The organism is Opitutus sp. sgz309028 (genome assembly GCF_059821195.1).
The window spans coordinates 268,515-291,949 of record NZ_JCAMRR010000001.1 but is presented as its reverse complement, the minus strand read 5'-3'; the positions used below and the strand labels follow the sequence as shown (position 1 = coordinate 291,949).

At 65.4% G+C, this 23,435-nt stretch carries 15 protein-coding genes; 3 read left to right on the top strand and 12 right to left on the bottom strand.

Annotated elements, in window-relative coordinates; genetic code table 11:
- Positions 1-87: 87 nt before the first annotated feature.
- The 9 genes from AC6RV7_RS01150 to trxB form a co-directional block, all read right to left on the bottom strand.
- Positions 88-5,475: a beta strand repeat-containing protein gene (locus AC6RV7_RS01150; protein ID WP_500092056.1), complete on the bottom strand. Its 5,388-nt coding sequence runs from the start codon at positions 5,473-5,475 to the stop codon at positions 88-90.
- 127 nt (positions 5,476-5,602) lie between these two features.
- On the bottom strand, positions 5,603-6,472 hold the full coding sequence (locus tag AC6RV7_RS01145; protein WP_500092055.1) for a helix-turn-helix transcriptional regulator: 870 nt from the start codon (positions 6,470-6,472) through the stop codon (positions 5,603-5,605).
- A 125-nt stretch (positions 6,473-6,597) separates the two neighbouring features.
- Positions 6,598-7,926 (bottom strand): Fe-S cluster assembly protein SufD, encoded by a 1,329-nt coding sequence (gene sufD, locus AC6RV7_RS01140; protein WP_500092054.1) that lies wholly within the window; start codon positions 7,924-7,926, stop codon positions 6,598-6,600.
- Between the two features lie 95 nt (positions 7,927-8,021).
- Positions 8,022-9,479, bottom strand: a complete 1,458-nt coding sequence (gene sufB / locus AC6RV7_RS01135) for a Fe-S cluster assembly protein SufB (protein ID WP_500092053.1) — start codon at positions 9,477-9,479, stop codon at positions 8,022-8,024.
- 53 nt (positions 9,480-9,532) lie between these two features.
- Positions 9,533-10,288 (bottom strand): Fe-S cluster assembly ATPase SufC, encoded by a 756-nt coding sequence (gene sufC / locus AC6RV7_RS01130; RefSeq protein ID WP_500092052.1) that lies wholly within the window; start codon positions 10,286-10,288, stop codon positions 9,533-9,535.
- Between the two features lie 47 nt (positions 10,289-10,335).
- Positions 10,336-10,770 carry a Fur family transcriptional regulator gene (locus AC6RV7_RS01125; RefSeq protein WP_500092051.1) on the bottom strand — a complete coding sequence of 145 codons (435 nt, stop codon included), beginning with the start codon at positions 10,768-10,770 and terminating at the stop codon, positions 10,336-10,338.
- A gap of 108 nt (positions 10,771-10,878) precedes the next feature.
- On the bottom strand, positions 10,879-11,445 hold the full coding sequence (locus tag AC6RV7_RS01120) for a M15 family metallopeptidase (protein WP_500092050.1): 567 nt from the start codon (positions 11,443-11,445) through the stop codon (positions 10,879-10,881).
- Positions 11,442-12,440 (bottom strand): 2-hydroxyacid dehydrogenase, encoded by a 999-nt coding sequence (locus AC6RV7_RS01115; protein WP_500092049.1) that lies wholly within the window; start codon positions 12,438-12,440, stop codon positions 11,442-11,444. The genes AC6RV7_RS01120 and AC6RV7_RS01115 overlap by 4 nt, the downstream gene beginning before the upstream one ends.
- Before the next feature lie 76 nt (positions 12,441-12,516).
- The gene (trxB, locus tag AC6RV7_RS01110) at positions 12,517-13,461 is read right to left on the bottom strand and encodes a thioredoxin-disulfide reductase (RefSeq protein WP_500092048.1); all 945 of its coding nucleotides are present in this window, start codon (positions 13,459-13,461) and stop codon (positions 12,517-12,519) included.
- A gap of 116 nt (positions 13,462-13,577) precedes the next feature.
- Between trxB and AC6RV7_RS01105 the strand changes: the two genes are divergently transcribed.
- A complete protein-coding gene (locus AC6RV7_RS01105) occupies positions 13,578-14,381 on the top strand; it encodes a nucleotidyltransferase family protein (RefSeq protein WP_500092047.1) in 804 nt (267 codons plus the stop codon).
- A 49-nt stretch (positions 14,382-14,430) separates the two neighbouring features.
- Positions 14,431-15,195 carry a sugar phosphate isomerase/epimerase family protein gene (locus AC6RV7_RS01100; protein WP_500092046.1) on the top strand — a complete coding sequence of 255 codons (765 nt, stop codon included), beginning with the start codon at positions 14,431-14,433 and terminating at the stop codon, positions 15,193-15,195.
- A gap of 58 nt (positions 15,196-15,253) precedes the next feature.
- Here AC6RV7_RS01100 and AC6RV7_RS01095 read toward each other — a convergent pair whose 3' ends face one another.
- Positions 15,254-18,970, bottom strand: coding sequence for a PAS domain S-box protein (locus AC6RV7_RS01095; protein ID WP_500092045.1), 3,717 nt, complete (start codon positions 18,968-18,970; stop codon positions 15,254-15,256).
- Positions 18,971-19,209: 239 nt separating this feature from the next.
- Here AC6RV7_RS01095 and AC6RV7_RS01090 point away from each other — a divergent pair, with 239 nt between their 5' ends.
- On the top strand, positions 19,210-21,261 hold the full coding sequence (locus AC6RV7_RS01090) for a YgiQ family radical SAM protein (RefSeq protein ID WP_500092044.1): 2,052 nt from the start codon (positions 19,210-19,212) through the stop codon (positions 21,259-21,261).
- Between the two features lie 51 nt (positions 21,262-21,312).
- Here AC6RV7_RS01090 and AC6RV7_RS01085 read toward each other — a convergent pair whose 3' ends face one another.
- The gene (locus tag AC6RV7_RS01085; RefSeq protein ID WP_500092043.1) at positions 21,313-22,524 is read right to left on the bottom strand and encodes a glycosyltransferase; all 1,212 of its coding nucleotides are present in this window, start codon (positions 22,522-22,524) and stop codon (positions 21,313-21,315) included.
- Positions 22,525-22,528: 4 nt separating this feature from the next.
- Positions 22,529-23,314 (bottom strand): PEP-CTERM sorting domain-containing protein, encoded by a 786-nt coding sequence (locus tag AC6RV7_RS01080; protein ID WP_500092042.1) that lies wholly within the window; start codon positions 23,312-23,314, stop codon positions 22,529-22,531.
- Between the last annotated feature and the right edge of the window lie 121 nt (positions 23,315-23,435).

Sequence of the window (23,435 nt, the reverse complement as noted above, 5' to 3'; positions counted from 1 at the left end):
GAGGTTTGGAGAATTAGAAATCCAAGACCACTGCAAAGGGGGCGCGGGTTCGGGCATGAGGTCGGGCGTGCCACCGCGGCAACGATGTTAACCGCAGCGACGCTTCTGCCAGGCCGCGAAAGCGAAGGCGAACAGGCCAAAGAGCGCGGCGTAGGTGGAGGGTTCCGGGATGGCGCTGGCGGTGGCGGTCAACAGGAGAGTGTTTTCCGCGAAACCGAGGCTGTAGTCGAAACCAGCGATGGTCGTGCCGAAGACGAAGTCGGTGAGATCGAAGTCCGCGAGCACGACACCGCCGGTGGCGAAGTCGAACAAGGTGTAAGTGCCCGCGGCGAAGCCACCGGAATCGAACATGTTCAACGTGACACCGCCGGTTCCGCTCGGGCCGGTGAGGGTGCCGCCGGTCAGACGGATGAGATCGCTAACCGCGCCGAGCTCGAAGTCGACGATCGATCCTGCGGCGAACGTGAGGCCGTCGGAGAAAGTGACGGTGCCGGGAGAATTGCCGGGGGCGAGGTGCGCGCCACCGAGCAGGGTGGTGGCGCCGCCGATCGTGCCGTTGCCCGCGAGGGTGGCGCCGGAGGCGACGGTGAGAACGGTGCCGGCGAGCGAGCCATTCACGCGCAGCGCGCCGGCGTCGACGAGGGTATCGCCGGTATAGGTGTTGGCGCCGGAGAGAGTGAGCGTGCCGGTGCCGATTTTGGTGAAGCCGCCGGTGCCGGAGAGAATGCCAAAGAGTGTGAGATGGCCGGAGCCGCCGAGTTGAGCCGAGCCGGTGGCGAGCGTGACGCCGCCGGCGTAGCTGGCGGCGGCCGCGGAGCTGTTGACAAGCGCGGAGGACGCGCCGCTTTTCAGCACGAGGGCGTTGGCGCGGACGGTGGTCTGGCCATTGAGGTCGAGCGTGCCGGTCCGGATTTCGACGTTCTCCGTGGCGGCGGCGAGCGCGGTGGAGGAAAGCAGCTTCACGGTCGGATCACCCGCGTAGCCGATGATGACCTGATTGTGATCGGGAGTGTAGACGCGATCGTTCGAGCCGCCGAGATAGACGGTGCTGCCTGAGGACGCGTTGATCCAGAGACGCGCGCTGCTGCCGGAGCCGGTGAAGGTAGCGTCGAGGGTGGCGTTGCCGCTGACGAAGACCGGGCCGTCGGTGGCGAGTGTGCCGTTGGCGATCGTGCCGGCGTGGACGTTGATTTCGGCGCCGGGGGAGAGCGTCTGGGTCGTGCCGCCGAGGTCGAGCGTGCCCTGGGTGGCGTTGTTTTCGTGGCCGAGGTCGAGCCCGGAGCCGCCGAGCTGGCCGGACTGCGTGAGCGCGAGCGTGCCTTCGTTGATGTAGGTGTCCGTGTAACCGTAGAAGCCGGAACCCGTGTCGGTCAGCGTGAGCGTGCCGGCGCCGGTTTTGACAAGCGCCGTGCCATAGAGGAACGCGTTGGAGAGGGTGACGTTCTGCCCGTCGGTGGCGAAGCGCAGGCCGCCCCAGTCGGCGTCGGCATAACCGCCATCGGTGTAGTAGCCGCCGGAGACAGTCGTGTCTCCAGGGCCGGAGAATTTCAACGTGCCGATTTCGAAGTTGAACTCGGTCAAGACGCCGGCGCTGACGTTGCTGAAAATGAAGCTGGTGGCGTTGGCGAGCGCGAGCGTGCCGTCGGAGAGCCAAACGCTGCGGTAAAGATCGGGGTTGGCGAAGAAACTGTCGTTCGTCAGCGCGAGCATGCCCGCGCCGATTTTGTAGAGGCTTGTGCCGCTCAGCGTGCCGGAGAGCGCGAGGTCGCCGGCGCCGCCGAGCTGGGCGGCGTAGCCGGAAAGCGCGACGGCGCCGGCGTAACTGGCGGCGTGGGCGGAATCGTTGTTCACCAGCTGCGAACTGGAGTCTTGCAGCGTGATGGAGTTGGCGCGGACGTCGGTCTGGCCATTGAGGTCGAGCACGCCTCTGAAAACCTGGACGTTCTCGGTGGCGGCAGCGAGGGCGTTGGCGCTGCCGAGCTTCACCGTGCCGAAGAGGTCGTAGTCGATGATGACCTGATTGTGGTCGGCGGTGTAGATGGCGTCGTTGGTGCCGTTGAGCGTGACGGTGCCGACGGCATTGCCGCCGATCCAGAGGCGACCTGTGGCGGAGGTGCCGGTGAAGGTGTTGGCGTAGGTGCCGCTCTGAAGATACGTGTCGCCGGTCGTGACGGTCGTGCCGGCGGTGATGTTGCCGACGAGACGGTTGGAGGCGCTGCCGAGCGAGGAGAACGTCCCGGTGTTGCCGCCGAGATCGAGCGTGGCGCCACCGGTGAGGTGCAGCGTGCCGGTGGTGCTGAGCGGACCGCCAGCCGCCGCGAGCGCGAGCGTGCCGCCTGAAATGGTCGTGTTGCCGGTGTAGGCGCTGGCGGCGGCGAGCGTGAGCGTGCCGGAACCCGCTTTGGTGAAGGAGCCGGTGCCGGAGAGGGCGGACTCGAACGTGATGTTATTGCCGTTGGTGTCGAAGACCGCGCCGAGGGAACCGAAGGCGGCGAGGCGCGAGGAGATGTCGGAGGTATTGCCGGAGGCCCAGCGGAGGCCGCCGCCGTTGAGGGTAATCGAGCCGGAGCCGAAGTTGTCAGCCGAAGCGAACGCGATCTGACCCGCGTTGATCGTGGTGCCTCCGGAGAACGTGTTGGTGCCCGAGAGGGTGAGGGTGCCGGTGCCGGCTTTGGTGAGCGAACCGCTGCCGGAGAGCACGCCGGAGTAGGTGGAGCTGGCGTTGTTGCCGCCGACGATGAGGGCGACGCTGGCGGCGGAGGTGTTGCTCAGGGCCAGGTTCTGCGTGCCGGCGAGGCTGCCAAAGGTGGCGTTCGTGAGCGAACCGAAGCCGAGCGAGCCGCCAGAGTAGTTGAATGTGCTGTTCTGGAGTGCGAGGGAATGGGCGAGCGTGAGTGTTCCGCTCTGGAGCGTGGTGGCGCCGGTGTAGGTGTTCGCACCGGCGAGAACGACGGCGCCGGTCGGATTGGTGCCGTCGACGAAGGTGATGCCGTAGTTGCCGGAAATGACGCCGCTGAGCGTCGAGGTAGCGGCGGCGGCGGTGTCGGGATTGGCCGAGGTGAGCGTGAGATTTTTGGTAAGCGAGATCGTGCCGGCGAGATTCGTGAGGCGACCAAGGGTGAAGTCGCCGGCGAGCACGACGTTGTTGGTAAACGTGCGGGCGGAAGCGTGCGCGCGGAGATTTCCGCCGTGGAGGGTGAGCGTGCCGGCGCCGATGGCGTCGTCGCTGCCGAGAGCGAGCGTGCCGGCGTAGAGTGTCGTGCCGCCCGAGTAGGTGTTGGTTCCCAAGAGGGTGAGGGTGCCGGTGCCGGTCTTGGTGAGCGCTCCGGCGCCGGAGACGGCGGAGGCGAAGACGACGTTGTTGCCGTTGGTGTCGAAGGTGCCGCCACCGGTGCCGAGGGCAGTGAGGCGGGAGGAAACGTCGGCCGTGTTGCCAGAGGCCCAGCGCAGGCCGCCGCCGTCGAGCGTGATCGAGCCGGAGCCGAGTCCGGTGGAACCGAAGGCGATGAGGCCGCCGAAGACGGTCGTGGTGCCGGCGTAGGTGTTGGCGCCGGTGAGCGTGAGTGTGCCGTTCCCTCGCTTCACGACGGCGCCGGAGCCGCTGATCACGCCTGAGAAGGTGAAATCGTTGGAACGATTGAAAGCGAGCGTGGCGTCGTTGGTGACATTGCCCGTGATCGAGCCCGTGGTGCCGCCATCACCGAGCTGAAGCGTGCCGGCCGAGAGAGTGGTGCCGCCCGAGTAAGTGTTGACGCCCGTGAGGAGGAGGGTGCCGGCGCCGTATTTGATGAGCGGGCCCGTGCCGGCGATGGTCGAGCTGATGGCGAGATCGATGCCGCTCGGGGTGAAGCCTTGGGCGATGGTGAAGGACGTGGTGACGCCGCTCGTCCAACCGGAGAGCAACGTCAGGACGGGGACGTCGATCACCGCGGTGGTGGTGGCGGCGTGAGTGACGAGCGGGCCATTGAGCAGGAAGCGACCGTTCTCGCCCGGCGAGGTGAGGTGGCCGCCGGTCATCGCGACCTGCTGCAGCGTGGTGTGGGTGTCGGCGGAGTTGTCCGTGGTGACGGTGCCGCCGTTGATGACGAGGTGGGCGTTGCCGGAGCCCCAGCCGAGGGAGTCGGCGCCGGCGGTGACGAGGGTGCCGCCGGGGTTAACGATGACGGTGCTGCCGGGGGCGAAGGTGCCGATCTGGCCGTGGTGATCGGCGACAAGTGTGCCGGCATCGATCGTGGTGTCGCCGCTGTAGGTGTTGGCGGCGGTGAGCGTGAGCGTGCCCGCGCCGGTCTTGGTGAGAGAGCCGGTGCCGGAGAGGGAGGAATCGAAAGTGATGGAGTTGCTTCCGGTGTCCACGGTCCCGCCGGCAACGCCGAGGGTGATGAGCTGGGAGGAGAGGTCGGCGGTGTTGCCGGCGGCCCACCGCAGACCGCCGCCATCGAGGGTGATGGCGCCGGACCCGAGACTGGATGCGTTGAAGGTGATGACTCCTCCGGAGACAGTCGTGGCACCGGTATAGCTGCCCGCGCCCGCGAGCGTGAGCGTTCCGGCTCCGGTTTTGGTGAGCGAACCGCTGCCGGCGAGCGCGGACGCGAAGGTCAAATTATTGCCGTTCGTATCGATGATGCCGCCGGCGGAGCCGAGGGTGATCAAGCGGGAGGAAATATCGGCGGTGTTGCCGACGGCCCACTGAAGACCGCCGCCGTCGAGCGTGATCGACCCTGAGCCGAGGTTGCCGGGCGCGGCGAAGCTAATGAGGCCGCCGGTGACGGTCGTGCTGCCCGTGGAGGTGTTGGCGCCGGAAAGAGTGAGCGTGCCGGTGCCCGTCTTGGTCAGGGAACCGCTGCCGGAAATCGCGCCGGTGAACGTAATGGCGTCGGAGCGATTGAAAACCAGCGAGGCGTTGTTGAGCACTTTGCCGGCCAGCGAGCCAGTGACGCCGCCGTTGCCGATCTGGAGGGCGCCGGCGAGGATGTAGATGCCGGCGACGTCCACCTCACCCGTGAGGATCGTGGTGCCGCTCCCCCGCTGCTGGAGGAGGCTTTCGCCCGAGCCGAAGATGTCGGCGCTCAAAGTGTAGGTATCGGAGCGGCTGAACCAAAGGTCGGCGCCGAGCGAAAGATGGACAGACGATGTCGCGGAGATCGAACCGGCGCCGGCGAGATTGAGGAAAGAGTAGGAGGTGACGATGGTCTTGCCCGTGTAGGTGTTCTCGCCGCTGAAGGTGAGGATGCCGCTGCCAAAAGCGCCGAGAGTAACCTGGACGTTGCCGTCGCCACTGATCGTGCCGGCCACTTCGGCATTGTAGACGTTGATGAAGTCAAGTGACGAGCCGGCGGTGGTGGTGTGGGGCGAGGGGTCGTATTGATCGTACAGGTTGTAAAGGATGGTTTCCGCTTGCAGCGCACACGGGGCGGCCAAGGCAACGAGAGCAAACAGGATGGTCGCGACAAAGCCGCGGGCGGCAAACAGGCGCATAAGGGGGAAGGAAATGTGAGCGGGTGGGAAAAGGCCGCGGGAGTTTCCCAGAAGCGCAGCGGACTGAATACTCCCCTAAACAGGGGGAGATGTGACGGGCGCCCGACCCGGCGTATCAGTGTTCCGATTACGGGAGTCCGCCGAGCCAGAGCGCCATCAACCCGGCGCGGCTTTCCACCCCGAAATGCCGGTAGATCGCTTTCACGTATTGGTGCATCGTCGCCGGTTTGCGGCCTGCGGCGGCGGCGACCTCCTTTTCGGTCCGGCCGCTGAGCAGGCCGCGGAGGATCTGCCGCTCGACGGGACTGAGCGGCTTGTCGCTGGTGAGCAGGCCGTGGCCAAGCAGGAGGCGGCGGTGCAGTTCGGGCACGCCGCGCGACGCATCGCCGGCCAGCGTCGCCTCGCGCAGGGTAAAGTGCCGGTCGCGCCGCGCGCCGGCTTGCCGGTAGCGATCGACGAGGAAAAACGATTCCCGGCTGCCCGTGACCGGATAGCCGATCCAGATGCGGTCGCTGATGCCGGGCTCCAGATAATAACGCTGATAATTGGCCGTGCGCCGGAAGGCGGCGAAATCGATCCAACCGTCCCGCATGCGATGCACCCGGAAACGGCCGGCGCCGACGAACGCCGCGTGGCCGGTCATGCCGACGTGCACCTCGCGCTTTTCTTCGTGGGACCGCTGGTAATAGGTGGGCGTCCGTTTGCCGTAATGATCAGGGGTGTAATATTCGGCGAGCTGCCGTTGATAAGCCCCGGGATCGCTGCGCAGCGGTTGCCGGACCCGCAACCGCCAGCCGAGCGAGGGATCGTTTTTCGCGGGCGCGCCGTCCAGCACGCGAACGGCGCCGATCCAGATGACGTTGTCGGCGTCGATCGCCTGGGCGATCCAGCCCATCAGGCTGCGGAGGGCGGATTCGAACTGCGCGGCAGGATAGTCGGACAGCCGTTGCCGGAGCGCAAAGAGCGCTTCGGTCGAACCGTGAGCGGAACGTTTCACGCGTGACGCCGACGGGCGAGCGGCGTGAGGTTCAGCGCGAAGAGGCGAAGAGCGCAAAGGTAACGCGAAGAATGCCGGGTGACTCTTTGCGGACTGGGCGGATCTTCGCGCCTTCGCGCTGACGCTTATTTCTTGAACTTGGTTTGGATCAACGCGCGGAGCGCGTCGTGGAGCGGCTCGTTGTCGAGACGTTGCAGGACTTCCTCGAAGAAGCCGAAGGTGAGCAGCTCGTCGGCCATCGCTTTGCCGATGCCGCGCGACTGGAGATAGAACTCCTGCTCGGGATCGATGCGCGAGGACGTGGCGCCGTGCGTGCAGCGGACGTCGTTGGCCTGAATCTCGAGACCGGGCAGCGAATTCGCCTCGGCGTCGTCGCTCAGCATCAGATTGCGATTCGACTGGTAGGCGTCGGTTTTCTGCGCGTCCGGGTCGACGATGATCAGACCGGAGAAGATCGTGCGGGCTTTGTCGCGCAGCGTGTTCTTGTAGAGCAGGTCGGATTTCGTGTTCGGCGCCTGATGAATCTGCAGCGTGCGCTGGTCGAACTCCTGCGCGTCCTCGGCGACGGTGACGGCGAGCATCTCGGAGAACGCGCCGGGAGCCTGAAGCTGCGAGAGCGACTCGTGACGGGCCTGGCGGGCGCCGAGGTGGACGTTGAGCGACTGCACGCGGGCGTCGCGGCGGACGATGGTGTCGTTGAAATGAAACGACAGGGTGTCGCGCGACCAGTCTTGCGCGGCGACGTAGGTCAGCTGCGCGCCGTGGCCGGCATAGAGATCGTTCGCGCCGCACGCGAACGATCGGACCTCGGAGCCGGGAGCGGGGAGATCGGCGCTGACGGATACGAAGTAGTCGACGACGGTGACCTTGGCATTGTCTTCCGCGATCACGAGCGTGTGCGGGAAGACGGTGGCGTTCGCGCCGGCGGCGGCATGCGTGATCACGATCGGCGAGGGCACTTCGACGCCGCGGGGCACGTAAATGAACGCGCCATCGGAAATGAAGGCGGAGTGCAACGAGGCGAACTTCTCGGAGCCGAGTTTCTGCGGCTGCGCCATGAAATGCTCCTTGAGCAAGTCGGCATGCTTCGCCGCGGCCTCGACGAGCGTCGTGACGATCACGCCCTTCGGCAGATCGGACGGAAGCGCGACCTGGCCGACCAGCGCGTTGTTGACGAACGTGAGCGCCGGGGCGCCGAACGGCGAATCGGCGGAGAGCCCGCCGGGGATGCCGGGGGCGGTCTCGAAGCCATCGAGCGTCAGGCCGGCGATGTTCGAAAAGCGCCACGTTTCATCGGTGCGTTTCGGCATCGGGAGCGCGGCGAATTGCGCATAGGCTTCGCGCTTGCGCTCAAGCCACCAAGCGGGCGCGGATTTCTGCGCCGCGAGATGAGTATTGAAGGCGTCGGCGGTGAAGTTGCCGAGCGTGGAGTGGGACAAAGTGGAGGTGGACATTTTGGATTAAGCGCGAAGACGCGAAGAGCGCCAAGTATCGCGAAGGAAAGATCTTTGCGGAGCTTCGCCTCTTGGCGTCTTTGCGCTTCAATTGATCAGCCGACCGAGCCTTCCATTTCGAGGTCGATGAGGCGCTTGAGCTCGACGCTGTATTCCATCGGGAACTGGCGCGCGAGGTCGTTGATGAAGCCGTTGACGGCCAGACTCATGGCCTGGCCCTCGGTGAGGCCGCGCTGCTGCATGTAGAAGATCATGTCTTCCGAAACCTTCGAGACGGAGGCTTCGTGCTGCGTGGCGTTTTGGTCGCCGCGGACTGTGATCGCGGGGTAGGTATCGGTGCGGCTGTTCGTGTTGATCAGCAGCGCGTCGCACTCGGTGTTGTTTTTGCAACCCTTCAAGTGCTTCGGGATGTGAACCTGTCCGCGATACGTGGCGCGACCCTGGCCGACGGAAATGGATTTCGAGACGACGTTGGAGGTCGTTTCGTCGGCGGCGTGGATCATCTTCGCGCCGGTGTCCTGGTGCTGGCCGTCGTTGGCGAGCGCGATCGAGATCACCTCACCGCGAGCCTTGCGGCCCTTGAGGACCACGCCGGGATACTTCATCGTGAGGCGGCTGCCAATGTTGCAGTCGATCCACTTGATCTCGGCGTTCTCGTGCGCGACGCCGCGCTTGGTGACGAGATTGAAGACGTTGGGGGCCCAGTTCTGGACGGTGATGTATTGAATCTTGGCGCCCTTGAGCGCGACGAGTTCCACGACGGCGCTATGGAGCGTCGAGGTGGAGAACTTCGGCGCGGTGCAGCCTTCCATGTAAACGACCTCGGAGCCTTCGTCGGCAATGATGAGGGTGCGCTCGAATTGGCCGAAGTTTTCCGCGTTGATGCGGAAGTAGGCCTGCAGCGGGTGCGAGACCTTCACGCCGGGCGGCACGTAGATGAAGGAGCCGCCGGAGAACACGGCGCTGTTGAGCGCGGCGAACTTGTTGTCGCCGGTCGGGATGACCTTGCCGAAGAACTTGCGGAAGAGCTCCGGGTGTTCGCGCAGCGCCTCGGTCGAGTTGACGAAGATGACGCCCTGCTTCGCGACCGTTTCCTTGATGTTGGAATACGCGGCTTCGGAGTCGAACTGGGCTTCCACGCCGGCGAGGAACTTGCGCTCCTGCTCGGGAATGCCGAGGCGCTCGAAGGTCTTCTTGATGTCGTCGGGCACTTCGTCCCAGGTCCGCTTCGGCTTCTGGCCCTGCGCCAGGTAGTAGCGGATCTTGTCGAAATCGATGTTCTCGAGGTCCTTCGTCGCCCAGTGGGTGGGCAGCGGCATCGACTGGAACTTCTTGAGGGCGTTGAGGCGAAATTCGAGCAGCCACGGCGCCTCCTTTTTGACGGAGCTGATGTAGCGGACAGTCTGCTCGGTGAGGCCGGTGCCGGCGTCGAATTCGTAATCGACGTCGTATTTGAAATCGCCGCGCGACTGGTCAATGCCAGCGACGGGATTCTCGATCACGACCTCGTCGGGAGCGACGGACGTGGTGTCGAGTTCGGTGGGTGGTTTCATGGGCAATCTGAAATTTTAGATTTGAGATCTGAAATCGCGCGGCGGGGCCGCGGTCAGGCGGTGACGAGTTCTTTTTTGACCCAGTCGTAGCCCTTGGCCTCGAGCTCGAGGGCAAGGTTTTTGTCGCCGCTCTTTACGATGCGGCCATCATACATGACGTGCACGAAGTCGGGCACGATGTAGTTCAGCAGGCGCTGATAGTGGGTGATGAGGAGAACGCCGAGTTTCTCGCCGCGGAGCGCGTTGACGCCCTCGGCCACGATGCGCAGCGCATCGATATCGAGGCCGGAATCGGTTTCGTCCATGAGGGCGAACGCGGGTTCGAGCATCGCCAGCTGAAGGATCTCGCAACGCTTCTTTTCGCCGCCGGAAAACCCTTCGTTGACGGCGCGGGACGTGAACTTCCGGTCGATCTTGAGGAGGTCCATCTTCGAATAGAGCCGCTTGTAGTAGGCGGTGGCGTCGAGTTCCTCGCCCTCGCCCATGCGGGCCTGCACGGCGGCGCGGAGAAAGTTGGCGATGCTGACGCCGGGGATCTCGCTCGGATACTGAAAAGCCAGAAAGATCCCGGCGCGGGCGCGTTCATCGGGCTCGAGTTCCAGGATGGATTTGCCGTCGAGCAGGACCTCGCCCCCGGTGATGACGTAGTCCGGGTGTCCGGCGATCGCTTTCGCGAGCGTGGACTTGCCGGTGCCGTTGGGGCCCATGATGGCGTGCACTTCGCCCTGGCGGATCGTGAGGTTGAGGCCCTTGACGATCGGTTTGTCGCCGATGGCGATGTGGAGGTCTTTGATTTCGAGTTGGCTCATTGCGGGAAGTTGAGAGTTGAGGGATGAGACTGGAGGGAGAGCGTGGGTTAGCGGGCGTGGGAATTCGTTTTGCCGCGGAAAATGATCTCCACGGACGAGGCTTCGTAATCGGAAGGGAGAACTTTCTTCACGCGGGCCAGGAGCTCGGGCGGAAGGTCGACGTCGTAGGTCTCGCCCGTCTCCTCGTCGTGAAAATGGGCGTGCGGATGAAGGTTCGGGCAGTAACGCGTCGGGCCGCGTTCGAAATTGACCGCGCGCACCAGATGGCACTGCACGAGTGTTTCGAGACAGTTGTAGACGGTCGCCAGGGAAATCGTCGGCATCTCGTTGCGCACCCGCGCATACACTTCGTCAGCCGTCGGGTGGTCGCGCTTTTTCAACAGAACGCCGAAAACGACCTCGCGCTGGGGGGTGGCGCGCAGCCCGCTGTCGGCCAGCCGACGGGCCAACGAATCGGGAGAAATCGTGTCGTGGGAAATCATGGGAAGGTGGCAACAAACTGGAATGGTTCTAAGTTTCAAGTGAGAATTAGAACTATTCTAAACAAGCGCCCCGACGATCACGTGATAGGAGAGGTTTGCGAAGGTCGGTCAGTGCGTCCGACGCGCGACCTCGAGCAACGGCGGCTGCCAGCACCAGTGCCACGGCTCGAAACGGATGCCGTGACGGTTGTGGTGCGGATAGCTCAGCGTGAAACCGAATTCCGCCGCGCGGGCGCTCAACCACGTGAACGCGTCCGTCTGCGCGAAGCTTTCTTCCAACCCCGGATGCTCCGGCGTGGCGAGATCGACGGCCCGGCCGCTGTGATGCTCGCTGTAGCCGGGGGCCGCGTTGACCTCGAGGATCGATTCGATCGACTGGCCGCGGGCGAGCTTGCGGCGGATGATTTCCGTCTGGCGCTCGATCGAGCGAAAGCCCGACAGCAGCAGCAATTCGATGCCGTCGCGGCGTGCCGCCGTGTGCAGCGAACGCCAGCCGTCGGCGGCGTCGCGGGTGAGCCGGATCGTCGGCGTCGACCCGGCGTGGCCGTTGGCGGCGACGACGTCGACGAGATCGCGGGCCTCGGCGCAGAACCCGAGTCCGCGCCGGCGCGCGTAGTCGGAAGGGATGCCCAGCTCCCGGTGCAGCGCCGCGATCGCTTCCGGCATCGCGTTCATCCGGCAGACGGCGTCAACGCATTCGGGCCCGCTTCGCCGCGGGCGATCGCGTCCAGGTTGTTCAAGGTCGTCTCGGCAATCGCGTTCATGGCCTCGCGCGTGAAAAACGCCTGGTGGCTGGTCACGAGGACATTGGGAAATCCGATCAGTCGCGCGAGTTGATCGTCGGCGAGGATCTGTCCGGAAAGGTCCTCGAAGAACACGCCTTCCTCCTCCTCGTAAACGTCCAGCGCGAGCGCGCCGACGCGGCCTGATTTGAGCGCGTCGACGACGGCGGCCGTGTCGATCAGCGGACCGCGGCCGGTGTTGATCAACACCACGCCCTCGCGCATCTCCGCGAGGGTGGACTCGTTGATGAGATGATGCGTTTGCGGCGTGAGCGGGCAGTGCAGGCTGATGACATGACTTTCCGCGAGCAGCTCCGGCAGCGGCACGTAAGTGGCGCCGAGCGCGCAGACCTCGGGATTTTCCACGACGTCATAGGCCAGCAGGCGGCAGCCGAAGCCGGCCATGATGCGGGTAAAACACGTGCCGATCTTGCCCGTGCCGATCACGCCGATCGTTTTGCCGTGCAGTTCGAAGCCGAGCAGCCCCTCGAGCGAGAAATTCCCCTCGCGCACGCGATTGTGCGCGCGGTGGATCCGGCGGTTGAGCGTCAGCAGCAAACCCACGGCGTGCTCGGCGACTCCATGCGGCGAATACGCGGGCACACGATTGACCAGCACGTGCTGACGCTGCGCGGCGGCGAGATCGACATTGTTGTAACCGGCGCAGCGCAAGGCGATCCCGCGCACCCCAAGTTCCGCGAGCCGCGCCATCACGGCGGCGTCGGCGTGATCGTGAACGAACAGGCACACGGCGCCGGCACCGGCGGCGAGCGGCGTGGTTTCCGCGAGTAACCGCGGTTCTTGAAACACGAGCTCGTGACGGCCGCGGTTGGCCGCGACCAGAAATTGCCGATCGTAGGGCTTGGTGCTGAAGACGACGACGCGCATGGGAGACGGGATCGCCTCCATGGTGACGCAGGTCGCGGCGGCGTGCAACGCCGCAAGTTCGCGCGCGCGCCGACGCTCAGGCGCCGTGCTCGGCGAGCCAGCGCTCCGCTTCGATCGCGGCCTGGCAGCCCATGCCCGCGGCGGTGATCGCCTGGCGGTAGACATGGTCGGCACAATCGCCCGCGACATACACGCCCGGCACCTTCGTTTTCACCTGCGAGCCGTCGGACGGTTTGAAATAGCCGCCGTCGTCGACGTCGAGCGCCGCGGCGAACGGGCCGGTGTTGGGCACGTGGCCGATCGCCACGAAGAGTCCCTTGATCGGCAGCACGCTCTCCTCGTTGGTCTTCACATTCTGGATGCGCAGGCCGCTGACCGCGCCCTGTTCGACACCTTCGACCGCGAGCGGGATGCTGTTCCACACCATCCGGATTTTTTCGTGCGAGGTCGCGCGATCCGCCATGATCTTCGAGGCGCGGAGCGCGTCGCGACGATGCACGAGGTAAACCTTGCTGGCGAAACGCGTCAGAAACAGCGCCTCCTCCGCCGCGCTGTCGCCACCGCCGATGACGGCGACGTCCATCTTGCGATAAAACGCACCGTCGCACGTCGCGCAGGTCGTCACGCCCTTGCCGCCGTAAAGTTCCTTTTCGCCCGGGATGCCCGTCATGCGCGGCGAGGCGCCGGTCGCGATGATCACGCTCTTCGCGAGAATCGTGCGATCGCCGCAGATCAGCTTCCGCGGGTGCGAGGTGAAGTCGACGGCGGTGACGAGCGCCTGCTCGAAACGCGTGCCGAACTTTGCCGCCTGCTCGCGGAGATTCTGCATCAGTTGATAGCCGTCGACTCCCTCGGGGAACCCCGGGAAATTCTCCACCTCGCTCGTCGTCGTGAGCTGGCCGCCGGGCAGCGAGCCTTCGAGCACGAGCGGATTCAGGTTGGCGCGTCCGGTGTAGATCGCCGCGGTCAGGCCTGCGCAGCCCGTGCCGACGATGACGACGTTTTCGACGGAGGAAGACATGAGGCGGTTAGTTCAGTCGCAACTTAGCACACTTGGGAAGGGGAAAGTGGTCCCGGCCTGGCGGGGAACGCCCGCGCCGATGCTCGGTCTGCGGGGCGGGCCCATCCCCACTTGCCATGCCGGAAATCGATCAAGCCTTTTTGGCCGCGGCCCCGTCGCCGCCGACCACCGATCCTGTGAACGAAACGAGCTGGAGCTCCCTGATCCCCGAGGATCAATGGCGGGTGTTACTTGGCGGCACGGACGCGCTCGAACAGGCGGGCGTGCGTTTCCTGTTGGGCGGAGCCCTCGCGCTCGCCACCTACACCGGCCACTGGCGCAACACCAAGGACGTCGACGTGATCGTGTTCGAGGCCGACCGCGATCGCGCGATCGAAGCCCTGAAACGAACCGGATTCGACGATTACTTCGAGCAGCAGGCCTACGACCGCAGCTGGATCTTCCGCGGTTTCAAGGACGGCGTGCTCTTCGACGTGATCTGGGCGCTGCCGAATCACCGCGTCGGCATCGACGATGGCTGGTTCGCGCACGCACGGGCGCTGAATCTGCGCGGACGGACGTTCCACGCGGCGCCGGCGGAGGAGATCGTGCGCGTGAAGCTTTATGTCATGCAGCGCGAGCGTTGCGACTGGGTCGATGTGCTCAACATCCTCGCCGCCACCGTCGAGCAGATCTCGTGGCCCTGGCTTTTCGAACGCATGGGACGCGACCTGCCGCTGCTGCACGCCGCCCTCGCGATTTTCAACTGGATGTGCCCGGGCCGGGCGCACGCGTTGCCGGCGTGGCTGCGGAAACAATTTGCGCTGCCCCGCATCGAGGCCGACGACCTGGCGGCGACGGAGGAGCGTCGCGTCCGGCTGTTCGACAGCCGGCCGTGGTTCGCGCTGCATCAACCCGACGACCGACCGCTCGAGCGATAAGTGCACGCCGGCCGGGGCGAACGGCAGACCCTTTATGACGATTGGCGCGATGAACCACCCTGGCGAGCCGCTGCAACGCGAGCTGGCCTGGATGTCGGAACTGGAGCTCGACTTTGTCGATCTCACGCTCGAACCGCCGGCCGCCGCCACGTGGCAGCTGCGGCCCGCCGAGGTCGCGGCGATGCTGCGCGATTTTGACCTCGGCGTGGTCGGTCACACGGCCTTCTACCTGCCGATCGCGTCGTCGTTCGAAAGCGTGCGGCGTGCCGCGGTCGACGAGTTGAAGCGCGCGGCGGAGTTCTTCGCGAAACTCGGCGCGAAGTGGATGAACGTGCATCCTGACGGACACGCGCCGTTCGTCGACGAACCGAGTGTGGTCCGGCGCAACATCGCGTCGCTCCAGGAGCTCGCCGATTTCGCCCAGCCGCTCGGCGTCGGCGTGATGCTCGAAAACGTGCCCGGGCGCTTCAACAACGTGGTGCAACTCGCGCCGATTTTCGACGCGGTCCCTCATCTCGGGCTGCACCTCGACATCGGTCACAGCAATCTTTCCGTGCCGCGGAACACTGCGACCGAGCTGATCGAGCGCTTCGCGCCCCGCCTCGCGCACGTGCACGTGCACGACAACCGCGGCGGGCACTCTGACCTTCACCTTGCGATCGGCATGGGCGACATCGAAGTCGGCCGCCATGTCCGCGAACTTCGTGCCAGCGGCTACGACGGGACGATCACGCTGGAAGTGTTTTCGCGCGACCGTCACTTCCTCGCCTACAGTCGCGACCGGCTGCGGCAGCTGTGGGACGCGGCGGCCTGACGCCAACGTCTCGCGGTATTCGCTATCCGGATTCGAAGCCGGAGGCCGGCGCCTTGCGCTAGCGTGGCAGCGGCGTGGTGCGGGGCTGGACCGGCGAAGGAAACGCGGCCCGCGGACCCGAGCCGTCGAGCGGGTCGGGCGGCGCGATCGGCAGTTCGAGGAAGAAGGCGGCGCCCTGACCGGTCCCGGCGCTCTCGACGCGCAACGTTCCATGCATCTCCAGTGCGGCGAGAATGCTCGCGTGCAGCCCGAAGCCATGGCCGTGCGGCCGCGTCGTGAAGCCATGCGTGAAGATGCGGGAGAGGTTCGCCGGGGCGATGCCGACGCCGTTGTCTTCGACGACAAAGCGCACGCAGCCGGGGGCGCCCGGCTCGACGCGGACCGTGATCGTCCGCCCCCCGGGCGAATCGCCGGCCTCCTCGCAAGCTTCCTTCGCGTTCCGCACCAGGTTCACCAGAATCTGCAGCACCTTGCCTTTTTCGACGGTGATCGGCGGCACCGGCCGGTAGTCGCGGACGATGTTCACGCCACGACCGGGCAGGAAGGTGTCGTTGATGCGAAGCGCGTCCTCACACAGCGACGAGGCGTCGAGGGTTTCGACGACGCCCGCCATCGTCGCGTGGTCCTGCTGCGTGACGACGATTTCCTTGATGTGGTCGATGCTGCGCTGCATCGCCGCAATTTCTTCGATCAGCCAGGCGCGCTCGCCGGCGGCATTTTCCGCCAGCATCGCGACCATCTCGGGCACGCGTCGTCCCTTCGGGTCGGCGGTCAAAAAGTGGGGGAGATTGGCGGCGTGCTCGTGGAGCAGCGCCGAGAGTTTCTGCAGCAGGTCGGTCTTCGAATGGCGGACGGTGTCCGCGATCACGTTGGCGGAGACGTTGAGGCTGTTGAGCACGTTGCCGACGTTGTGCAGCACGCCGGTGGCCACCTCCGCCATGCCCGCGACGCGCGACGTGGCCACGAGTCGCTTGTAGGTCGCGGCGAGCTGCTCCTCGGCCTGCTTGCGCGGTGTAATGTCTTCCAGGATACCGATCTCCTGCACCGCCCGGCCGGCGTCGTCGCGGATCACCGCGACCGAAAACGAGCCCCAGACGGTGCGGCCGTCGGCGAGCACGAAACGTTCCTCGAGGTTGTAGCTGTCGGCCTCGCCGGACTCGATCAACCGGTTGAGGGAGGCCTGGCGCTCGGCATCGGCGGGATGCACGAGGTTGGTGAGCAGGGCGTAGTCGATCGTGGTGTCGTCGGAAAGCCCGAGAATGCGGCGGAAGGCGGCGTTGAAATGATACGCCGTGCCCAAATCCGATCGCCGCCAGGAGATGCCGACAGGAGCCTGTTCGAAGATCAGACGGAAGAGCGATTCCCGCTGCTGCAATTCGCGATTCGAATGCGACAGTTCGGCCGTGCGCGCTTCGACGCGCTGTTCCAGTTCGGTGTTGAGCGTCCGGTAACGTTCCTCGCTGGCGCGGAGTGCCTGCGTGCGTTCGCCGACGAGTTGCTCGAGCCGGTCGTTTTCGCGGCGTTGCAGGTAGGACGAGAGCCAGCCGGCAAAGCTGACCAGCCCCACGGCCGTAAGGACATAGGCGACCCAGGCCAGCCGCGTCCGGAACCAGGGCGGGCGAATCGTGAAGGCGAGTCTCGCCTCGTCTCCGCGCAGCGTGCCGCCGGCGACCGGCCGCACGCGAAACACGTAGTCGCCTTCCTTCAGCCGGTTGAACGAGGCGGAGCCGATCGTGCCGGTGGAAACCCACTGGCTGCCGGCGCCCTCGAGCAGGACCTCGAAGCCAACGGCAGCGGCAAACGGGTTCGCGGGCGCGGCGAAATGAAACATGAGGGAGTTGTCGCCGTAGTCGACCGGCGGCAGCGCCCCCGCCGGCGAAAAGACCCATCGGCCGCTCGAGGAGAACTCGACGCTGGTCAGACGCGCCTGCAGCGGCGGCGCGGCCGGAACTTCGACGCGCGGATCGATTCGCGAGAGTCGTTGTTTGTTGAAGATCCAGACGACGCCGGCGTCATCGATCGTATATTCCAGCGGCGAAAAACCGACCGCGAGGGTGGTGATTCGCGGCGCGGCTCCATTGGCGCGGCGTTCCAGAATGTGCACCTGGCCGTTCGCCGTATACCACAGCCGCCCGTCGGGCGCCCGCGCCACGCGCCCTTCCGGCCGCGCGTCCGCCGGAAAACGCGCGAGCAGTTCGCGATCTTCCACAAACCGCCGGCTGGCCGGATCGAAGAGAAGAAAGTGGTTGGCGAGATGAAACCGCGCTTCGCCAGCGAGTGCGTAAACCTCGACCCAGCCATCGGCGAGACCGTCCTGCGCCCCGAAGATTTCAACGGTAGGCTGGGCCGGATTCGGATCGAAACGCGCCACCCTGTTCGTGCCGAGCTCCAGCCAGACCACACCGGCGGCGTCTTGCGCCGAGCCGTAGTTGTCCGGCAGTTCGGGGAACGGGCGGCGCTCGGCGCGAAATCCTTCCGGCGTCCGCTGCAGCCAGCCGACTTCGCCTCGCGCGGCGAACGGAATCCCGGCCTCCGTCGGCCGGCCGACCATCCGGGCGTTGACCACACCGGTGACGATGGAAGTCCAGCCCGACGCCGTCCGCATATAGATGCCGTTTTCGTTGCCCGCGAGCAGGTGTCCCTGCACCTCGGCGAGCGTGAAAAGGAAACGTCCCGGCGGGGAATCCTCTTCGAAACGTTCGATTCTTCCGTCCGCATCGTAAGCCGCGCGCAGCGCGCGTCCGTCCGCCAGCAGCCAAAGGGAGCCCTCGTGTCGCAAGGGTTTCGCGTAGACGAGCCCGCTGGGGATCAGCGGCTCGAAATGCGAAATCGGCGACGGAAACTGCACGCGAGCCACGCCTTCGTTCAACAACGCCCAGAGCACGCCGTCGCGCGAATGCACGAGCCGCTTCACGCGCGAGAGCCGGTGATCCAGCGAACGGTCCAGCACTTGGACGATTTTGCCGGAGCGGTCGAAAAACACGATGCCCACGGTGTCCACGGCTGCGGCGAAAACGCCATCGCCCACCACGCAAAGGTCGGTGAGGCGAAAGCCGGGACCGAGGAGACGCGAGTGTCCGAAGGGTTGCGTCGTCGTGCCGTCGAACGTGCGGAGGCCATCGGCGCCGGTGCCGACGAGCAAAGTATTCGCGTTCAGCGGCGCCGCGCACGTGATGCCTTGGCTGGCCATCACGTCGCGCCGCGACACCCGCTCCAGGCCGTTGGCATTTCGCCTAAGTCGAAACAGCGAGCCGATCGAGCGATCACTGAAAAACACGTCGGGCCCGAGCGAAAACACCCGCTCGATCGCAGCGTCGGCATTCGCCACCACGCGCGCGGTCTCGCCCGGCCGCCACGCCACCACCGAGCCGCTGCCGCCATACCAATACCACTGGTTTTCAAGTCGCGTGACCCACGCGAGGGTGATCTTTTGCAGGCCGGAATCGGCGGGCAAATCGGCAGCACGCGCGAGTCGCCAGCGCGCGTCGGACCCGAGTTCGACCCGCGCGATCCCCCCGCGAACGCCGGTGTAAATGTTTCCCTGCTCGTCGACGGCGACTTGCGGCGCGATCGACTCCTCGCCGTCGGCGCCGCGAAACACCTCCCAGCGCAGGCCGTCGCCCAAGGCGATTTCACGCAGGGAAGTGGCAAGAATGCGCCCATCCGGCAGCACTTGCAGATCGGCCGGCTGCGTGCTCAGCCCCATCGCTTCCGGTCCCAGCACAACAAACGACGGGGTGCCGGTTTCCACCCGGTCGGCCGGCGTGGACGCCATGGTCTGCGCGATCGAAACCGGGGCCGCCGCGGCTAGGACCGAGGCGAACAAAACCGTCCGGGCGAGACGAAGCGGCCGGCGAAGCGCGGAGAGGGCGTGACGGAGCGGGGTAATGGCGCAGGCTATGGCTGCTTCGTCGGCATTCGCGAGACGATCTTGAGCGAAAAACCGCTCGCATCCCGGGCGCGCAAACCGCGCTTGCGATGCGGCGGAGCGACGTCGACTGTGGCGCTCGCACCGTGCCCGATTCCGTTACTTCGAAAATCTATTCTCACGAGCCCGTCTGGGATCCCGCCCGCTGGCTGCCGACTACGCGCGACGAGATCGAGGCGCGCGGCTGGGATTACGTGGACGTCATCCTCGTTTCCGGCGACGCCTACGTCGATCATCCGTCCTTCGGCACGGCGGTCGTCGGCCGCATCATGGAGCACGCGGGCTTCCGCGTTGCGATCCTGCCGCAACCGAACTGGCGCGACGACCTGCGCGATTTCAAGAAACTCGGCGTGCCACGGCTGTTTTTCGGCGTCACGGCGGGCTGCATGGACTCGATGGTCAACCGCTACACGGCGGCGAAGAAACTGCGTAGTGAAGATGCTTATACGCCGGGCGGCGAACATGGGTTCCGCCCGGATTACGCCAGCGTGGTTTACTCGCGGATCCTCAAACAGCTTTATCCGGATGTGCCCGTGCTGCTCGGTGGCATCGAGGCGAGCCTGCGCCGCGTGACGCATTACGACTATTGGTCCGACACGCTGAAACCGGGCATCCTCGAGGAAAGCGGCGCCGACCTGCTGGTTTACGGCATGGGCGAGTTGCCGCTGCGCGAGATCCTGCGGCTGTTGAAGCGCGGCGTGCCGTTTTCGTCTCTAAAAACGATTCCGCAGACGGCGGTGATGCTGACCACCGGCGCGCCGCTCCCGAAGAACTCCAACTGGGACGACTTCACGCTGCACTCGCACGCCGAGTGCCTGACGGACCGCGCGCTCTACGCGAAGAACTTCAAGGACATCGAGACCGAGTCGAATCGCGTGAAGGCGCGGCGGCTGCTGCAGGCGGTCGGCGAGCGGATGCTCGTCGTCAATCCGCCGTATCCGACGATGACCGAGGCGCAGATCGACGAGAGTTTCGATCTGCCCTACACGCGGCTGCCGCATCCGAAATACCGGAAGCGCGGGCCGATCCCCGCGTATGAGATGATCAAGCACTCGATCAACATGCATCGCGGGTGCTTCGGCGGTTGCAGCTTCTGCACGATCTCGGCGCACCAGGGGAAGTTTGTCGCGAGTCGCAGCAAGGCGTCGATCCTGCGCGAGGTGGAGGCGGTGAAGCAGATGCCGGACTTCCGCGGCACGATCAGCGACCTCGGCGGACCGTCGGCCAACATGTACAAGATGAAGGGCAAGCAGCAGTGGATCTGCGACGAGTGCATCCGCCCGAGCTGCATCTGGCCGGATGTATGTCGAAACCTGGATACAGATCATACGGCGTTGCTGGAGATCTACCAGGCCGTGCGCGAGACGCCGGGCGTGAAGCACGCTTATGTGGCGAGCGGGATCCGCTACGATCTTTTCCTGCACGACAAGGACCAGCGGCCGGAGGTGAAGGCGAGCCACGAGAAGTATATCGAGGAACTCGCGGCGCATCACGTGCCCGGCCGCATCAAGGTCGCGCCCGAGCACACGAGCGACCACGTGCTGCGCGTGATGCGCAAACCGACCTTCAACCTGTTCTACAAGTTCAAGGAGAAGTTCGATCGCGCGGCGAAGAAGGCGGGCAAGCCCGAGATGCCGGTCGTGCCGTATTTCATCAGCTCGCATCCCGGCTCGCGTCCGGAAGACATGGCCGAGCTCGCCCTCAAGACGAAGGACCTCGGGTTCCGGCTGGAGCAGGTGCAGGATTTCACGCCGACGCCGATGACGGTTGCGACGGAGATCTACGCGACCGGCGTGCATCCGTATAACCAGGAAAACGTGTGCGTCGCGCGCACGCCGGAGGAAAAACAGGAGCAGCGCAGTTTCTTCTTTTGGTACAAGCCGGAGATGAAGTCGGTCCTGCGGCGTTCGCTCCAGCGGATCGGCCTGGGCCAGATGGCGACGCGTTTGCTTGACGAAAAGAAGAAGACGGTCGACGTGACTCCGCCGCCGCACATCACGCCGTGCGGGATGAATGCGACGGATGTGGCGGCGCATTCGGGCACGCGATTGGAGGCCGCGCGACGCGGGGCAAGGAAGCCGATGAAGGTCGAGGTCGACGAGTTGTTGAAGAAGGCGGGCGTGCGGGTGAAGGAATGACGGGGCGAAGAAGGTGGTGCCGCGGGGGCCGACGCGGGGCGGTGTCTTCGGTCACGATCTGTGCGCCAAAACGCGCTCGAAAAACTCCACATATCGCGGAGCGAGTTTTCGAGGAAGGTAGACTTCGCCGGCGGCGCGGGCGCGCGTGCTGGCGGCGGCGTAGAAAGCGTCGTCGGCGAGTTTTTCGATGAGTTCCAGCCACGGGGCGACGGCGGCTGCGGTGACGGGCGTGCGCGTTTCCAATGTCAGCTCGGTCGGGAGCGGCAGGACGAAACCGCCGCCGTTGGCGGCTTCGGGCAGGCCGCCGCGGTCGCTCACGATCGGCGGCACGCCATTGAGCAGCGCCTCGGCGGCGACCCGACCGAATGGTTCTTCCCACACCGATGGAGCGAGCAGTGCGCGGGCGCCGCGGAAAATTTCGGCGGGCATCGCGGTGGCGGGCGCGAACATGAGCGATTCGTGCCGGCGCAGATCGAAGCCGCCGGCGAGGCCCGCGCGGACGAGAGCACCGGCGGAGCCGCGGGATTCGATGAAAAGCAGCGGCAAGTCGGGCCGGCGCAACGCGACTTCTTCCGCGACTCGCGCGAGGAAGAAAACGCCCTTTTCGACGGACGGGTTCACCGCGACGAAGAAGATGGGTTCGCGTTCGGTGGCGATGACGTCGCGTTCGGCGAGCGGAGGCGGCAGCGCGGTGCTGTCGAGTCCGAGTCGCTCGCGGTAGCGCGCGGAAAGAAACTCGCTGCACGTGAGGACGGCGTCGAGTTCGGCGAGCCAGCGAGCCTCGTAGTAGCCGTGGTTGCGCAGGCCGAAAACGACTTTCGCGCCCATAGCGGAGGCGCGGCGGTAGCGTTCGACGTCGCTGGGGTGTCCGCCGAAAGCGAATACGATGTCCGGGCGAAAATCTGCGAGTTCGCGGGCGTAGAGCCGGTTGAACTGAGAGCTGTGATGCTCCGGCCAGGCGGAGAGGGCGAGGTTGCCGGTGTCGAGCAGCGTCGTGTGGATACCGTGCTGGTCGGTGAACGTGAGGACAGGGCGATCGTGCCGGTAAATCGCGCGATTGGGCGCGCGTTCGTCGGGCGCGATGCCTTGTTGAGCGAGCAGGGCGCGTCCATCGCCGCCGGCGGCTTCGGTGGCGGTGGTCGCGAGCGTGCGCACGGACCAGCCAGCAGCGGCCAGGAATTCGCACGCGGTGCGGAGGGAACGGGCCGCGCCGCTGGCGGGGTCGTGCGGCAATTGCGGCAGAAGCAGCAAGAGCCGCGGCATGGGATCAGGCGGCGCGACGGCGGCGATACGCGACGTAGCCGAGGGCGGTCAGGCCGAGCAGCAGGGCGTAGGTCGAGGGTTCGGGGATGGCGCTGAGGGTGTTGGAGCCGAGCGCGAAACCCTCGGAGGGGCCCATGGCGATGTTGAGCGTATCGGTTGTCGCTGCCGCGCTGAAATGGATGGTGAGCTCGACGAGCCAGCTGCCCCCGAGCAGGTATATCGGGTCGTCTCTATCGTTCCATCCGTCGTTGGAGATGAAGCTGCCCGAGCCGGAGAATGTTCCCGAACTGAAATCCGAGATGTTGTCCAGGCTAGGACCTGTCCTGCGATCGTCCGCGCTGATCAGATTGGCATTGATAGACAGCGAGTGGAGCGTGACGCCGGAGCTGGCGGAAAGAGAAAATTGGTAGGCGAACGCCACCTCCGTGCCCTCTAGCAGCTCGCCGGAACTGCCGGAATCGGAGTAGAGTTGGATGTGCGCTTCGAGCCCGGGGCCCGACGTAGGCAGATTGGTGAACGTGTAGTTCGCGCCAAACTGCTGGCCCGCGAGACCGTCCTGTAGGGAGAGGGACTTGCTGAACGAGCTTGATGCCGTGTAGTTGAAGACGGCGGAACCGGACGGGACAAAGGCCGAGGCGCTCGTCAAGGTCATGGGCCCGAACACCACCTGGGCTTCGGCTTCGGTCGGCACGGTCGCGAGCGCCAGTGGGGCGATCACGGCGGCAGCCTTCGTGGATTTCGCAATGAAAGCTTTGGCGGCCTGAAGCAGGTTGGAGCGGGGGGAATCCATGGATGAAATTTTTTTTCGCTGAACGAGAGAACCTCTTCGGCAGATAAAATAAAACTGTAGGTCTTATCCTGTCATTTGGATCAACGCGGAGAAGCCCAGGCGGCGAACAAATGGGCTTCGA